The following is a 13,657-nucleotide window of genomic DNA, read 5'->3' as shown; positions in this document are numbered from 1 at the left end:
TTTATCAGTAATTAATTGTATTTTCACCATCAAATCACATCATTCATGGAATTTCCTGTTTTAGAGACTGAAAGGCTTATTTTACGTCAGCTTACTTTCAATGATACCCAAGACCTGTTCGAGTATTTTTCTCTGGATGAAGTCATGGAATATTATGATTTGGAAACCTTCAAAACAGAAGAAGACTCCCGGCGTATTATTCAGCACTTTAACAGTGAATTTGAAAAAGGAAAAGGATTCCGATGGGCGCTGGAACTTAAATCCAGTGGTAAAGTCATTGGAACCTGTGGCTACCACAACTGGTACAGAGAACACTTTAGAGCAGAGATTGGCTATGAGCTCAACCCAATATTCTGGCAGCAATCCTATATGAAAGAAGCCATTCTCCCCATTCTGACTTATGGATTTGAAACCATGAGACTTCACCGTGTAGATGCGTTCATTGACCCATCCAATATTTCTTCTGAAAAACTGTTGTCTTCATTAAATTTCAGCAAAGAAGGAACTTTGAAAGATTATTTTTTTGAAAAGGGAAAATTCGTAGATGCCACAATCTTCGGATTGATTAATAAATAAGCACGAAGATGGGAGATGGAAGTTTCTATTGGTCGTTTAAGTAATGGTTATCCTTTAAATTAAAATGAAATCCAGCAATACTAAGCTGTAAAGGGGCTTCCTTCTCTCTTTCCCTTTTATCTTTCTGCTTTCAGATGTTTTTCCAATGCTTCTGAGCTTTTCTTGTAAGCCCATTTCTGTTTGTAATTCACCCATTTAGCTTTAAAAAGTTTACGCATGAGTTTATCTGTATATCTCATAATAAAAACGTGATACAGCATATTGGCAAATACATTCGGTTTATTGGGAAGCGCTCTCAGTGAAAGAGAAAAACCCGGTTCCAGATACCTGTTGAAGTGCCAGAAAGCTCCCGGAATAAAAAGAGCATCACCATGCTCCATAAAAATTTCATATCCTTTGGCATATTGTAAGGCCGGAAACTTTTCATAATCAGGGTTTTCATAATCCAGCTCATAAACTGTATGAACAGATAAAGGAACTTTATATAAAAATGGAGACTGTTTCTGATCAAACAAAAGAATTCTTTTCTTTCCTTCGAAATGGATATGCATAAAATCACCCAAATCCACATCATAATGCATTAAAACATGGGCTTCACTTCCCCCGAAGAATAACGTTGGAAGTCTTTTAAAAAACTTTATTCCAAGGTCCGGATATGTGAAATTTTTCAGCAGTTCAGGAAGCCTGTCTGTAATGATATAGAAAAAGATACGCAGATCTGAAGGTTTACTTTTTATGGTATCAATATATTCCTTCATTTTCATTTGGGCTACCGGAGCATCGGAGCTTTTGGCAGCATCCGCAGGCTTATTGTCATACAGCGGAACTTCCTGATCTCCCGCTTTTTCCCGGATGTAAGCCAGGTTCCATTTGTCAAAGGCATCCCATCGACTGGCAAAATTCTTGATTAAAAGAGGTTTTTGCTTTTTAAAATAATTCTTCTGAAAATCTTCTTTACTGATATCATTTACAGTATCTACGTTTTCGAGGATCATGTACTTTGTATTTAATGCGAAATAAAAATAGTGTTTTTTTGAAACCTGAGAAAATTAAGATCAAAAGGGCTGGAAGTTGGAAGAGGGATGCTGGAAGTTAAGATTTGTCTGTAAACGTCTATACATCATTCCATAAAAAGATTTTTATGAAAACCTTAGACCACTTCTTCGGCTGCAATAACTTCCAGTTTCCAGCTTCAGCCTTCCTTACTTTATTAGCAGAGCTCAGATGAAAAATTTATATTTGTGGTAATAAGTGAATTTATGAGAGTCTATAATACCAAACATTTCCTGAAAATTCTTTTCAGTTTGCACAAAAGTGATACACTGAAAATTCTTTTTCCAAGTATGCTTCTTATAGGACTGTACTCATGGGGAATTCAGTATCTGGAAGTTGAATATCTGCATCTTACCTCAAAATCCGGAATCAGTAACGTGGGAATGATTCACTCTCTTTTGGGGTTCGTGCTTTCGCTTTTATTGGTTTTTAGGACCAATACGGCCTATGACAGATGGTGGGAGGGCCGAAAGCTTTGGGGAAAATTGGTAAATGACACCAGAAATTTTGCTATAAAAATTAATACTATTCTTGGAGACAACCGCCAGGATGCCGAGCAGATAGCAAGATATTTAAAGTATTTTCCTCACTTTTTAGCCAAACATCTTTCAAAGGAATCTACAAGGCTTGCTTTGGATGGGGATTATTCTGAAATTGAAAATTCTTTAAAAAATCACGGCCCCAGTGAAATGGTTATCCTTCTCACTCATAAATTGAACCAGCTAAAAAAAGAAGGAAAAATCTCAGAAATTGAAATGCTGTATCTAGATACCCAACTTTCAGGATTTCTGGATGTATGCGGAGGCTGTGAAAGAATCAAAAATACTCCGATTCCTTATTCTTATTCTTCTTTCATCAAGAAATTTATTATCCTGTATGTTTTTGCCCTGCCTATTGCTTATGTGATCACCATTGGTCTTTTCATGATTCCGCTTACGGTTTTTGTATACTATGTTTTAATGAGTCTTGAGCTTATTGCAGAAGAAATTGAAGATCCTTTCAACAATGACGAAAATGATATTCCTATGGAAACATTAGCGCAGAATATTGAAAAAAATGTGCATCAGATTATGATCAGAAAATAAAAAATCAAGCTTTTAAAGCTTGATTTCTTTGAGTTCTCCGTCCTGTTTTATCTCTACAAATTTACTCTCTCTGTTGGCAGCAGAATATCCGTAGAAAAACGTGCTGTATATAGGAGTAGAATATAAATAGGCTCCATATCCGTTATAAGCATTTGAAGTCCCGGTCTGTTGCTGGTAACTTGCCGTCGCCGTAAAATTTACGATCGTTTCAAGATAATATTTCCCAGGTTTAAGTTTTTCGAATTTAAATCTGCCGTGATCATCTGTTAAAGCCTCTACTCTGTATTTAAAAGCTTCTTCAGACATATATACCGTTGTTTTTTTATTTTCATATTTCTTTCTCATGTCATAAAATTCCTCAAAATAAGGAGTTACAGGAAAAAGCATGACAACAGTTCCTTTGGGTGCATAATGTTTTTCTCCAAGCAAAGGTTTGATACCCCAATTGTTTTTTTGTTTTGTGGAAGCAACGCCTTCAATCGTGGAATTTCCGAATCCCAGCATGTCTCTGGCTAATTTTTTATCGAAAAATGCTTGAGGATAATACGTATTTTGTGCTTCCAGATACATAAATCCCCACATCAACATGAATAATGTGAATAATTTTTTCATAGTATATTTTTGAGTCAAATATAAGTATTTTACTATTTTTGAAATAAAAATAGCTATGAAGTACATGTTTCTATTGTTTTTTTCCACTTCTGTCATGATTACGGCACAGAAACCTTGTGGATATAAAAACGGATTGCAGGAAGGTTCCTGCAAAGAATTCTATGACAACGGACAGGTAAAAAATACAGTAGAATGGGAAAAAGGAAAGCTGGACGGAGATGCTGTTTTTTATTATGATAACGGAAAAGTACAGTCTAAAGGAGAATACAAGAAAGGATTCAAAGTAAAAGAATGGTCTTATTTTGATAAGAATGGAGTACTTACTTCCAAAGAGGCTTTCAGAAACGGAGAAAAGAATATTTATGATAACAGTCTTACAGCTACTTTTTATTCTCCAGCCGGAAAAATAACTGAAATTTCGAATTATAAATTCAATAAATTACAGGGTGAAAGCAAAACCTTCCATGAAGATGGAAAATCAGTGAAAGACATCGGCCAGTATGACAACGGCCTTGCTACCGGAAAATGGAAAGTGTTTTATCCATCAGGAAAGTTACAGCGCGAAACTGAGCTTGCCAACGATAAGAGAAACGGCAACAGAGTTCATTACCGTGAAGACGGAAGCATAGAAAAAACAGAGGTCTATAAAGACGGAAAATTAATCTCAACAAAATAATACAATTGGTACATAAACTAAAACTGGAAGAACTTAACAGAATAGATGTAGAAACATTTAAGAAGGTTGAAAAAATTCCGTTGGTCATCATTTTAGATAATATAAGAAGTATGCATAATGTAGGTGCAGCCTTCAGAACAGCAGATGCTTTTTTAATTGAAAAAATCGTTCTTTGCGGAATTACACCGCAGCCACCTCACCGTGAGATTCATAAAGCGGCATTGGGAGCAACGGAAAGTGTAGACTGGTCTCATGAATCAGAAACCAATACAGCGATTTCTGATCTGAAAAGCAAAGGATACGAAATCATCGGAATTGAGCAGACTACCGGCAGCCAGCTTATCACTGAATTTACGATTGACAGATCGAAAAAATATGCCTTGATTTTAGGAAATGAAGTAGAAGGAATCAGTGATGAAGTACTTCCAAATGTTGATGTATTTTTAGAAATTCCGCAGCTTGGAACTAAGCATTCTCTTAATGTAAGTGTGTGCGCCGGAATTGTGATGTGGGAATTTGCGAAAGCATTAAAATAAAAAAACTGCATATGTCGTTAGTAGACAGTGCAGTTTGAAATAAATCTAATAAAAAGTAAAAATGAAAGGCGACAAAGGTACTTTATTTTTCTTTACAAACAAATTTTGATGGCTTTTTTTTTGTTTCAGCTTAAAAAAAATCGGGTTTTCAGAAAAAGTTTCATTTAATTTTTTATAAATTAGCACAATGTTTATCAAGGACTATATCTCAAAAGACTTTCCATGTTTTAGCCTGTCTGACTCCATAGAGTCAGCCAGAAATATGTTGGAGGATTTTGGATATTCCCATGTTTTTATCAAAAAATCCCACCATTTCTACGGAGCTCTTGCAATGGACTTTCTGTATGAAGAAGATGGGGGAACTTTGAAGGATCTTGAACACCAGATTGAACGGTTCGCTATTCTGGAGGACAGCAATATTATGGACAGTATCCGTCTGTTTTATACCTTCAGCAGCAATGTGATCCCGGTGATTAATAAAAATGAAAAGTATCTTGGGTATATTACCTGTGAAGATGTTTTTCAGGACCTTTCCCGTTATCCTTTATTTTCAGAAACAGGAGCTATTCTTACTGTAGAAACTCCTGCCAGAAAATATTCTATGACGGAAATTACCAATATCGTAGAGAGCAACAACTCGAAGTTTTATGGGGGGTTTATAAGCTTTATGTCTGAAGAAGTGGTCCAAATCACAATAAAGATCAGCAATGAAAACCTGGCCTCGATAGACTCTACATTTGACCGGTACGACTACAGAATTGTTGAAAAATATTATTCTGATGAGAAATCCGATCTGTTTAAAGACCGATTTGGGTTTTTACAAAAATTCATAGAAATATAACATGAAGGCAGCCATATATTCTCAGAAAAAAGATCTTGATACTTTTTTATATTTAAGCAAGTTTATCTCTGAACTTGAAGCCAGAGATGTAAAATCTGTTCTGTATGATGAAATGGCTGAAGCACTTCAGTTCTCAAAAATTTTTGAAACTTTCAACTGTAAGCAGGATCTTCTCGATAAGGAAGTTGATCTGTTTTTCACTTTCGGTGGAGACGGAACCATTGTAAATTCTTTAACATTCATTGAAGATCTTGAGATTCCTGTTGTAGGAGTGAATACCGGAAGACTTGGTTTTTTGGCCTTTTTCACTAAAGAAGAAGCTTTTAAAGAACTTGATTCCATTTTAAAAGGAAATGTAAAGACGAGCCGCCGTTCGGTCATTGAAGTCGTTTCTCCGAAACTTGAAGGATCTTTTCCTTATGCACTGAACGACGTTACCGTTTCCAGAAAAGAAACTACATCCATGATTACGGTAGATTCCTACATCAATGATGAGTTTTTGAATGTATTCTGGGGTGATGGTGTTATTATTTCCACTCCCACCGGTTCTACCGCCTACTCTTTGAGCTGCGGAGGGCCCATCATTTCTCCAAACAACGAAAATTTTGTCATCACTCCAATTGCTCCTCACAATCTGAATGTGAGACCCTTAGTAGTAAATGACAAAGTAGAAATAAAATTCAGGGTAGAAAGCCGTGTACCTCAATACTCTCTTTCCTTAGACTCCCGACTGATACACATAGAAACGGATAAGGAAATTATCATCAAAAAGGCAGCATTCCAGCTTCTTCTGGTACAACCCAACAGTTTAAGTTTCTATGAAACGATCCGCCAGAAGCTACTTTGGGGAAGAGATAAAAGAAATTAGTCATTTCTTAAAAATGATTACCTTTACACGAAATTAAAACACCTAATAAATTTATAATAAAAAGTAAAACATGAGCAGAATTTTTCCGGCAGGAGTTGCCACAGGTCAGTTAGTTACTGATATCTTTCAGTATGCTAAAGAAAACAAATTTGCATTACCTGCAGTAAACGTAATTGGATCAAGCAACATCAATGCTGTGATGGAAACTGCAGCGAAATTGAACTCTCCTGTAATTATTCAGTTTTCAAATGGTGGAGCTGCTTTTAACGCAGGGAAAGGATTAAGCAATGACGGACAAAAGGCTGCCATCTTAGGATCTATCGCTGGAGCAAAACATATTCACACTCTTGCAGAAGCTTACGGAGCAACCGTAATTTTACACACAGACCACTGTGCAAAAAAATTACTTCCTTGGATCGACGGATTGATGGATGCTAACGAAGAATTCTTCAAGCAGACAGGGAAATCTCTTTACTCTTCTCACATGTTAGACCTTTCTGAAGAGTCTTTAGAAGAAAACCTTGAGATTTCAGCTCAGTATTTCGAAAGAATGGCTAAGCTTCAGATGACTCTTGAAGTAGAAATCGGAGTAACAGGAGGTGAGGAAGACGGTGTTGACAACTCAGACGTTGATAACTCTAAATTATATACTCAGCCTGAAGATATAGCTTACACTTATGAAAAGCTAAAAGCTATTTCTGACAACTTTACCATTGCTGCTGCTTTCGGTAACGTACATGGAGTTTACAAGCCAGGAAACGTAGTTCTTACTCCGAAAATCCTTGACAATTCTCAGAAATATGTTCAGGAGAAATTCGGAACAGCTGCTAAACCTGTTAACTTTGTATTCCACGGAGGTTCTGGATCTACTTTAGAAGAAATCAGAGAAGCTATCGACTACGGAGTTATCAAAATGAATATCGACACTGACCTTCAGTTTGCTTATACAGAAGGCGTTAGAGATTACATGGTAAACAATATTGATTATTTAAGAACTCAAATCGGAAACCCTGAAGGAGAAGAAAAGCCTAACAAAAAATTCTATGATCCAAGAGTTTGGGTAAGAAAAGGTGAAGATACATTCTCTACAAGATTAGTGAAAGCATTTGAAGATTTAAATAACGTAGATACTTTAAAATAAGAACTGTACATTTGTATCAATGTAAAAAGTATTCATAGGAATGCATTTACATTGGTACATTTTACATTTATACATTAATACACGCAAAAATGGCATTCGACTGGTTTAAAAGAAAAGCAAAAAACATAACCACTTCTACTGATGAAAAAAAGGACGTTCCCAAGGGCCTATGGCATCAGACTCCATCCGGAAAAGTTGTGGAACATGATGAACTAAAGAGAAATAACTATGTTTCTCCTGAAGACGGATTTCATGTAAGAATAGGAAGTGCGGAATTTTTTGACATCCTTTTTGATGGTGGTAAATTTACCGAACTGGATGCCAATGTTGAAAGTATTGATATCTTAAACTTCAAAGATACAAAGCCTTATAAAGACCGTCTGAAAGAAGTAAAAGCTAAGACCAAGCTTACTGATTCTATCAGAAATGCTGTAGGAACTGTAAAAGGAACTGAAATGGTAGTTTCTTGTATGGATTTTGCTTTTATTGGTGGATCTTTAGGTTCTGTAATGGGAGAAAAGATCAGAAGAGCAGTAGACTACTGTATTGCTAATAAACTTCCGTATATGATTATCTGTCAGTCCGGAGGAGCAAGAATGCAGGAAGCAACCTACTCTTTGATGCAGCTGGCAAAAGTTCAGGCTAAATTAGCTCAGCTTTCTGAAGCAGGACTTTTATACATCGCTTATCTTTGTGACCCTACATTTGGAGGAATCACAGCTTCTTTTGCAATGACCGCTGATATCATCATGGCAGAACCGGGAGCATTGATCGGTTTCGCAGGACCAAGAGTAATCCGTGAAACAATCGGTAGAGATTTACCGGAAGGATTCCAGACATCAGAATTCTTACAGGAAAAAGGATTTGTAGATTTTATCGTAAAAAGAACTGAAATTCAAGACACTGTGGCTAAAACAGTTAATTTATTAGCTGTAAAAGCATAGTATCTGTAACAAAAACAATACAATCTCTCTCTAATTAGGGAGAGATTTTTATTTATGAGGACTTTTAAGATATTTTTCAATACCATCAGAAGTATGAGTTTTAAAAAGATTATACGTCTTTTATCACTTATCCTTCCCCATCCTCTTTTTGCCCTGTTGAGCTTTCATGCTACCGTAAAAGCATTTACCATAGCACAGAAAAAATTCCCACAAACAGCCTCCAATAATGGAATTGGAAACGCTTTCAGACACGCTCTCTGGTGCTCCTTCATTATGATGTACTGCTGTAAGATCTCTTCTCCTAAAAAAGCGCTTGATTTCTGCAAAAGAATAACAGATATGCATGAAGAACTATTCCCGAATGAGCCTTTGGAAACAAAAATGGATCTCCATAATAACAAAATCGGAATGGATTATTTTATGGAACTTCTGCCAGGCATTCACCGCCAGTTTTTTGAAAAAAGCTTTTTTGTAGAGTCATTAGTCAAAAAAATGGATGATGCTAAAGTTCTTAAAAACCTGGATGACAATTTTGAGGGATATCTTGTATATTTAGAAGAGTAGATCTATTTTTATTCAGCCACAAAGTTTTATTTGAATATTTAAGTGTTTAATTCTTTTATGACTTTTGTAGTTTAAAGTATTTTTGATAAGTTTAAACAATTAAATCAATCAGATGGTTCTCAGCAGAATTTGGTCGGCTTTTATTATCATTGCCATTGCCATTGCCAGTATAAAATACGTTTCGTCAGGTCATTACAAAACCATTTTCAATGATATGGTAGTAGGAAAAGGAGGTGATACGGTGAAGATTGCATCACAGCCAATGAACAGCCTCTCCCCCGTTGTAAGAGACAGTCTGATGAAAAAGAATGATTTTGCAGACAGCAGAATTCACTATAAAACAGATTCTTTAAAGCAAAATGTAAATGTTTATCGTGTTCAGGAAGCTGATGGAGTCATCGGAACGTCTGAAACGGCGGTAAAGATCTGCCTTGGTCTTATCGGGATCATGACCTTATTCATGGGATTCATGAGTATTGCTGAAAAAGCAGGAGGTATCAATCTTTTAAGCCGTCTGATTCAACCATTTTTCTCTAAGTTATTTCCCGAAATTCCTAAAAACCATCCCGCATTTGGGCATATGCTGATGAATTTCAGTGCCAATCTTCTGGGACTGGATAATGCAGCGACTCCTTTTGGGTTAAAAGCCATGGAAAGCCTCCAGACTTTAAATCCTAATAAAGATACAGCCAGTAATTCACAGATTATGTTCCTGTGTCTCCACGCCGGAGGAATGACCTTGATTCCCGTATCCATTATTGCTATCAGAGCATCTATGGGATCAAAGACACCTACTGATATCTTTCTGCCATGCATGATTGCTACTTTTGCGGCTACTTTGGCAGCAATGATTATCGTTTCTCTCTATCAGAAGATCAATCTACTTCGCCCTGTAGTTATTGCTTATGTAGGAGGAATTTCAGCAATTATCGCTTTATTAGTAGTATACCTTGTACAGCTGAGTAAAGATCAATTGGATGACTTTAGTAAAATCCTAAGCAATGGTTTAATCCTGTTCATATTCCTTGCTATTGTGCTTGGAGCCGTTTATAAGAAAATCAACGTTTTTGACGCCTTTATTGAAGGAGCAAAAGAAGGATTCACGACCTGTGTTAAGATTATTCCTTATCTGGTTGGGATGCTGATTGCTATTTCATTATTAAGAACTTCCGGTGTTTTTGATGTGATTATTGACGGAATGAAATGGGTAGCCAACATAGCCAATATGGATCCTAGATTCGTGGACGGACTTCCAACAGCTTTAATTAAACCTTTATCAGGATCAGGAGCCAGAGGAATGATGGTAGATACAATGGCAACATTCGGAGCTGACAGTTTCCAGGGGAAATTAGCCGCGGTACTTCAGGGCAGCTCAGACACCACGTTTTACGTGATCGCGGTCTATTTTGGCGCCGTAGCCGTTAAGAATACAAGATACACAGTAATTGCCATGCTCCTGGCCGATCTGGTGGGTGTTATAACTGCAATTGCATTGGCCTATCTGTTCTTTGCTTAATTTACCAACTTTAAACCCTAAACTTTAAACTATCATATGATCACAGATAAAGAATTTACCCTAAGGCTCATCCGCCAATTGACTCAAGCATTAGAAAAACTGATTCTGGACAAACCTGAAGAAAGTTTAATGCAGAAAGAACTGGATTTTGATACGCTGATGAGAGACATTTTCAAAATGAGTTTCACAGAAATTTCTTCTAAAACCAAGGAAGAAATGATTGCTATTGTGAATGAAAGACAGGAAAGAGATCACAAAGATTATTATGAAATGCTGGGAAACCTTTTCTACTTCAACAGCAGACATGATCATAACAAAGATTTTCAGGATAAAGCAAAGACATTCTACGAACTGTATCTGCAGACCAGTGGTATTTTTGCACTTCCCATTATCAACAGAATAAATGAATTAAAAAAAGCACTTGAATAAAGTGCTTTTGTATTTTAGAATGTAATTTTATAAGTTCCAGTGGAAGAAGTGCTGGCTTTCTCTGCCTTTACATATTTCTTCACCCAGGCTACTGATGTAGATGATACACAAGGATCTGAAACACCTCCTAATCTTCTTGCAGACACCACATTTCCCGCTTTATCTACAGTATAGGCAATGGTAATTGATCCGCTTGCCGTACAGCTGTGAGATGGCTGAGCGCCTCCTCTTCCCATTGTTCCAGGAATATATCCAACCAGTTTTCTGTCGATTCCTACTTTACTGTCTCCATTTCCGTCACCTCCTAAAGGATCTCCTGCATTCCCTATACCTTCTCCTGTTCCCTGGCTGCCGGCTTTTGTTCCTCTTCCTTTGATCAGGTTTCCAATAGCGGCATTTCCTTTTCCATCTCCATTTCCTGTTTTTGAATTCGCTGTGGTGGCTCCAGATTTCTTAGTATTTTTAGAAGTGCTGGTACTTGTTGCTTCTTTTTTTACAGCTTTTTTTGATTCCTCTTTCTTAGGAACTGTTGCTTTTGAATTATTTCCTGTGATAACCTTCTCCTTTGTCTCTACTTTCTTTGGTTCAGGTGCTGGTTCTGGTTTTACAATGGTTTTTGTTTCCGGAACAGGTGTTTCTGCGGGTTCAGGTGTCACTTCTTCTGTTGCTGCTGCAAGACTTCCCGGCTGTTCAGCAGGTTCTTCAATCCCTTTTCCGTTTCTGTTATCTCCGAAGTTGACCAGCATGGTAGTAACCACTTCTGGGTCTTTGTCCAGCTCTGGTTTTAATTTATACAAAAAAACAAAAAGCAGAATAGCAGCCCAGATAAGGACAGAAAGCAGAGCGCTCTTTATCCTATCTTTGTTTTCTTCGTTTCTGTTTGCTGTATAGCTTCTCATCTTAAAAAGTAATTCTTTCCGGAAACCCGGATTTGTTATTTATCTTTAACAGTTGCAATTGCAATGTTAAATTTATGTTTTTCAGCAATTTCCATTACAAAAACAACATCTTTATGCAATGTGTTTTCGTCTGCTCTGATTGTGAATGATTGATTGGTCTGACCAGCCAATTTATCTACAATAGTCTTCTCCAGTTCCCCTTTATTGACAGGATTATCATCTACAAAGAATGAACCGTCCGGCTTGATGCTTACCGTCACAGGATTTGGTATATTATCATCAACAGCTCCGGCTTTCGGCAGATTCACATCAATCGCACTTTGATTGGCTGCAGAAGATGTGATCATAAAGAAAATCAGCATCAACAGGATAACGTCTGTCATCGCTGCTAAACTAAATTCCGGGTTTGCTTTATTTCTTCTCTGAATTTTCATCTTAAGAAAGATTTATAAAGGTTTGTTGATAAGGTCTAAAAATTCTCCTGACATATTCTGAGCCTTCAGTACAAATTTATCAATCCTTGTCAAAAGGATATTGTAACAGAAATTAGCAGGAATTGCTACTGCTAAACCTACAGCGGTTTGTCCCAAAGCGGTATAAATACCTTCTGAAAGTGTTTTCGGAGAGAAAGATCCTGTAGCGTGGGATAAATTAAAGAAAGCAATAATCATCCCGATTACCGTACCCAAAAGTCCCAACATTGGCGCAATACTCGGTACTACAGCCAAAAGGTTAAGGTTTTTCTCCATATTGGCAACCTCTACCTGGGCCTGTGCTTCCATAGCACTTACAATATCAGAAACAGGACGTCCTAATCTTGAAATTCCTTTTTCTAAAATTCTTCCTTCCGGAGAGTTTTGTGTTTTACAATAATCTGTCGCAGCCTCTATTTTTCCTGCTTTGATAAAGTCTTCAATATTGTTCATGAAGTTGGAATCCGTTTTTGAAGTCAGTCTTTTGATAAAGAAGAATCTTTCAAAAAACAGGTACAGAGAAAATATTCCCAACAGCAATACCGTGACCATCACTATTTTAGCGAACGCTCCTCCATGGAACATAATTTTCCAGAATGAGAACTCTAAGTTGTCTGCAGCAACTGCAGGTGTGGCGATTTGTGCAAATAAAATCTGAGAAAGTTCCGTTAACAGCATTAAATGTGAATTTTATTAAATTTTCAACGACAAATGTAGTAGAATATTATGAATTGAACTCTTAAAAATTGCTTAAAAACAACTTAAAATTTGTTACAATTCTATCAATAGCAAATTTCTCTCCAAAAATAATTTTGAAAAGAAACTCGGTATTAAAAAAGATAGAAACTTTTGTTAGTCTTCGTCTACCTCAATATCATCCTGCCTGAATTCGCATTTTAATCTAAAAGGAATTGGTGTATCTGATCCGGTATAGAAATCATCAATGGTACCTTTCCAGATGACCTGAAGCTCTCCTTCTTCATTTTTATCAAAAAGAAGCTCATTGTCATAGATATAGGCATCTTCGTCATCGAAAAGATCTACTTCTGTGTAGGTTTCTTCATCAGAGTCATTGATTGTGATAGTTTTTCCTTCTATTTCCGCTGATTCGATAGGAAAATCAAAAACTTCAAGTGAAAGCTGCGGAAAGTTGTACTGTAATGAATCATCGTCTACGTGATCCAAACTGTCATCCGTAATAACTTCAACCTCTAAAAAATGTTGTTGGTTGCTGTAAACTGCCTTACAATAAGTATTTCTGATATTGTATTTTAGCGTCTCCTCCGGATGGTAAATTTTTAAAATCCCTTTCATTTTTTCTTAAAAAAGAACTGTAATAATATGATTGTTAAACGTTTTAGACAAAGATAAAAAATTGATTCAAAGTTGAAAGGATTTTGAAAATAATTTTTTAAAATCAACTCATACCATAAGTCTGAATATC

Annotated in this window: 17 protein-coding genes; 11 read left to right on the top strand and 6 right to left on the bottom strand. The window is 36.5% G+C overall.

Annotation, left to right across the window (positions count from 1 at the left end; genetic code table 11):
* Positions 1-45 precede the first annotated feature (45 nt).
* Positions 46-576: a GNAT family N-acetyltransferase gene (locus KIK00_RS15740; protein WP_255813311.1), complete on the top strand. Its 531-nt coding sequence runs from the start codon at positions 46-48 to the stop codon at positions 574-576.
* Between the two features lie 116 nt (positions 577-692).
* On the opposite strand, the gene KIK00_RS15735 is transcribed toward KIK00_RS15740, so the two are convergent.
* Positions 693-1,571: a cupin-like domain-containing protein gene (locus KIK00_RS15735; RefSeq protein ID WP_255813310.1), complete on the bottom strand. Its 879-nt coding sequence runs from the start codon at positions 1,569-1,571 to the stop codon at positions 693-695.
* 264 nt (positions 1,572-1,835) lie between these two features.
* Here KIK00_RS15735 and KIK00_RS15730 point away from each other — a divergent pair, with 264 nt between their 5' ends.
* A complete protein-coding gene (locus KIK00_RS15730; protein ID WP_255813309.1) occupies positions 1,836-2,714 on the top strand; it encodes a bestrophin family protein in 879 nt (292 codons plus the stop codon).
* Between the two features lie 12 nt (positions 2,715-2,726).
* On the opposite strand, the gene KIK00_RS15725 is transcribed toward KIK00_RS15730, so the two are convergent.
* Entirely contained in the window at positions 2,727-3,326 is a 600-nt protein-coding gene (locus tag KIK00_RS15725) for a hypothetical protein (protein WP_255813308.1), read from the bottom strand.
* 64 nt (positions 3,327-3,390) lie between these two features.
* On the opposite strand from KIK00_RS15725, the gene KIK00_RS15720 reads away from it, so the two are divergent.
* The 9 genes from KIK00_RS15720 (at position 3,391) to KIK00_RS15680 (ending at position 10,841) form a co-directional block, all read left to right on the top strand.
* A complete protein-coding gene (locus KIK00_RS15720; protein WP_255813307.1) occupies positions 3,391-4,002 on the top strand; it encodes a toxin-antitoxin system YwqK family antitoxin in 612 nt (203 codons plus the stop codon).
* 5 nt (positions 4,003-4,007) lie between these two features.
* Entirely contained in the window at positions 4,008-4,538 is a 531-nt protein-coding gene (locus KIK00_RS15715) for an RNA methyltransferase (protein ID WP_255813306.1), read from the top strand.
* 187 nt (positions 4,539-4,725) lie between these two features.
* A complete protein-coding gene (locus tag KIK00_RS15710; RefSeq protein ID WP_047375984.1) occupies positions 4,726-5,379 on the top strand; it encodes a CBS domain-containing protein in 654 nt (217 codons plus the stop codon).
* A 1-nt stretch (position 5,380) separates the two neighbouring features.
* A complete protein-coding gene (locus KIK00_RS15705) occupies positions 5,381-6,247 on the top strand; it encodes an NAD kinase (RefSeq protein WP_047375982.1) in 867 nt (288 codons plus the stop codon).
* 70 nt (positions 6,248-6,317) lie between these two features.
* The gene (gene fbaA / locus KIK00_RS15700; protein ID WP_255813304.1) at positions 6,318-7,388 is read left to right on the top strand and encodes a class II fructose-bisphosphate aldolase; all 1,071 of its coding nucleotides are present in this window, start codon (positions 6,318-6,320) and stop codon (positions 7,386-7,388) included.
* A gap of 89 nt (positions 7,389-7,477) precedes the next feature.
* The gene (accD, locus tag KIK00_RS15695; RefSeq protein ID WP_121486672.1) at positions 7,478-8,332 is read left to right on the top strand and encodes an acetyl-CoA carboxylase, carboxyltransferase subunit beta; all 855 of its coding nucleotides are present in this window, start codon (positions 7,478-7,480) and stop codon (positions 8,330-8,332) included.
* Between the two features lie 54 nt (positions 8,333-8,386).
* Positions 8,387-8,896, top strand: a complete 510-nt coding sequence (locus KIK00_RS15690) for a hypothetical protein (protein ID WP_255813303.1) — start codon at positions 8,387-8,389, stop codon at positions 8,894-8,896.
* A 112-nt stretch (positions 8,897-9,008) separates the two neighbouring features.
* Positions 9,009-10,412: a nucleoside recognition domain-containing protein gene (locus KIK00_RS15685; protein ID WP_255813302.1), complete on the top strand. Its 1,404-nt coding sequence runs from the start codon at positions 9,009-9,011 to the stop codon at positions 10,410-10,412.
* Positions 10,413-10,448: 36 nt separating this feature from the next.
* Positions 10,449-10,841, top strand: a complete 393-nt coding sequence (locus KIK00_RS15680; RefSeq protein ID WP_047375971.1) for a hypothetical protein — start codon at positions 10,449-10,451, stop codon at positions 10,839-10,841.
* Between the two features lie 14 nt (positions 10,842-10,855).
* Here the strand turns inward: KIK00_RS15680 and KIK00_RS15675 are convergent, their stop codons facing one another.
* From KIK00_RS15675 to KIK00_RS15660, 4 genes are all read right to left on the bottom strand, one after another.
* On the bottom strand, positions 10,856-11,740 hold the full coding sequence (locus tag KIK00_RS15675) for a ferric siderophore ABC transporter substrate-binding protein (protein ID WP_255813301.1): 885 nt from the start codon (positions 11,738-11,740) through the stop codon (positions 10,856-10,858).
* 35 nt (positions 11,741-11,775) lie between these two features.
* Complete coding sequence (locus tag KIK00_RS15670) at positions 11,776-12,174, bottom strand: biopolymer transporter ExbD (protein WP_255813300.1); 399 nt, start codon at positions 12,172-12,174, stop codon at positions 11,776-11,778.
* Positions 12,175-12,186: 12 nt separating this feature from the next.
* Positions 12,187-12,891 (bottom strand): MotA/TolQ/ExbB proton channel family protein, encoded by a 705-nt coding sequence (locus KIK00_RS15665; RefSeq protein WP_047422081.1) that lies wholly within the window; start codon positions 12,889-12,891, stop codon positions 12,187-12,189.
* Between the two features lie 174 nt (positions 12,892-13,065).
* The gene (locus KIK00_RS15660; protein WP_255813296.1) at positions 13,066-13,527 is read right to left on the bottom strand and encodes a hypothetical protein; all 462 of its coding nucleotides are present in this window, start codon (positions 13,525-13,527) and stop codon (positions 13,066-13,068) included.
* Between the last annotated feature and the right edge of the window lie 130 nt (positions 13,528-13,657).

The organism is Chryseobacterium sp. MA9, from assembly GCF_024399315.1.
In the GTDB taxonomy this organism is placed as follows: Bacteria; Bacteroidota; Bacteroidia; order Flavobacteriales; family Weeksellaceae; genus Chryseobacterium.
The sequence above is the reverse complement of the archived record's forward strand: the minus strand, read 5'-3'. Positions and strand labels throughout refer to the sequence as shown.

What these genes read in the sequence shown, in the direction of transcription:
- KIK00_RS15685 (WP_255813302.1), top strand. Translation starts at nt 9,009, where the DNA reads ATGGTTCTCAGCAGAATTTGGTCGGCTTTTATTATCATTGCCATTGCC.
- fbaA (WP_255813304.1), top strand. Translation starts at nt 6,318, where the DNA reads ATGAGCAGAATTTTTCCGGCAGGAGTTGCCACAGGTCAGTTAGTTACT.
- KIK00_RS15730 (WP_255813309.1), top strand. Translation starts at nt 1,836, where the DNA reads ATGAGAGTCTATAATACCAAACATTTCCTGAAAATTCTTTTCAGTTTG.
- KIK00_RS15710 (WP_047375984.1), top strand. Translation starts at nt 4,726, where the DNA reads ATGTTTATCAAGGACTATATCTCAAAAGACTTTCCATGTTTTAGCCTG.
- KIK00_RS15675 (WP_255813301.1), bottom strand. Translation starts at nt 11,740, where the DNA reads ATGAGAAGCTATACAGCAAACAGAAACGAAGAAAACAAAGATAGGATA.
- KIK00_RS15690 (WP_255813303.1), top strand. Translation starts at nt 8,387, where the DNA reads ATGAGGACTTTTAAGATATTTTTCAATACCATCAGAAGTATGAGTTTT.
- KIK00_RS15705 (WP_047375982.1), top strand. Translation starts at nt 5,381, where the DNA reads ATGAAGGCAGCCATATATTCTCAGAAAAAAGATCTTGATACTTTTTTA.
- accD (WP_121486672.1), top strand. Translation starts at nt 7,478, where the DNA reads ATGGCATTCGACTGGTTTAAAAGAAAAGCAAAAAACATAACCACTTCT.
- KIK00_RS15670 (WP_255813300.1), bottom strand. Translation starts at nt 12,174, where the DNA reads ATGAAAATTCAGAGAAGAAATAAAGCAAACCCGGAATTTAGTTTAGCA.
- KIK00_RS15660 (WP_255813296.1), bottom strand. Translation starts at nt 13,527, where the DNA reads ATGAAAGGGATTTTAAAAATTTACCATCCGGAGGAGACGCTAAAATAC.
- KIK00_RS15680 (WP_047375971.1), top strand. Translation starts at nt 10,449, where the DNA reads ATGATCACAGATAAAGAATTTACCCTAAGGCTCATCCGCCAATTGACT.
- KIK00_RS15720 (WP_255813307.1), top strand. Translation starts at nt 3,391, where the DNA reads ATGTTTCTATTGTTTTTTTCCACTTCTGTCATGATTACGGCACAGAAA.
- KIK00_RS15725 (WP_255813308.1), bottom strand. Translation starts at nt 3,326, where the DNA reads ATGAAAAAATTATTCACATTATTCATGTTGATGTGGGGATTTATGTAT.
- KIK00_RS15665 (WP_047422081.1), bottom strand. Translation starts at nt 12,891, where the DNA reads ATGCTGTTAACGGAACTTTCTCAGATTTTATTTGCACAAATCGCCACA.
- KIK00_RS15740 (WP_255813311.1), top strand. Translation starts at nt 46, where the DNA reads ATGGAATTTCCTGTTTTAGAGACTGAAAGGCTTATTTTACGTCAGCTT.
- KIK00_RS15735 (WP_255813310.1), bottom strand. Translation starts at nt 1,571, where the DNA reads ATGATCCTCGAAAACGTAGATACTGTAAATGATATCAGTAAAGAAGAT.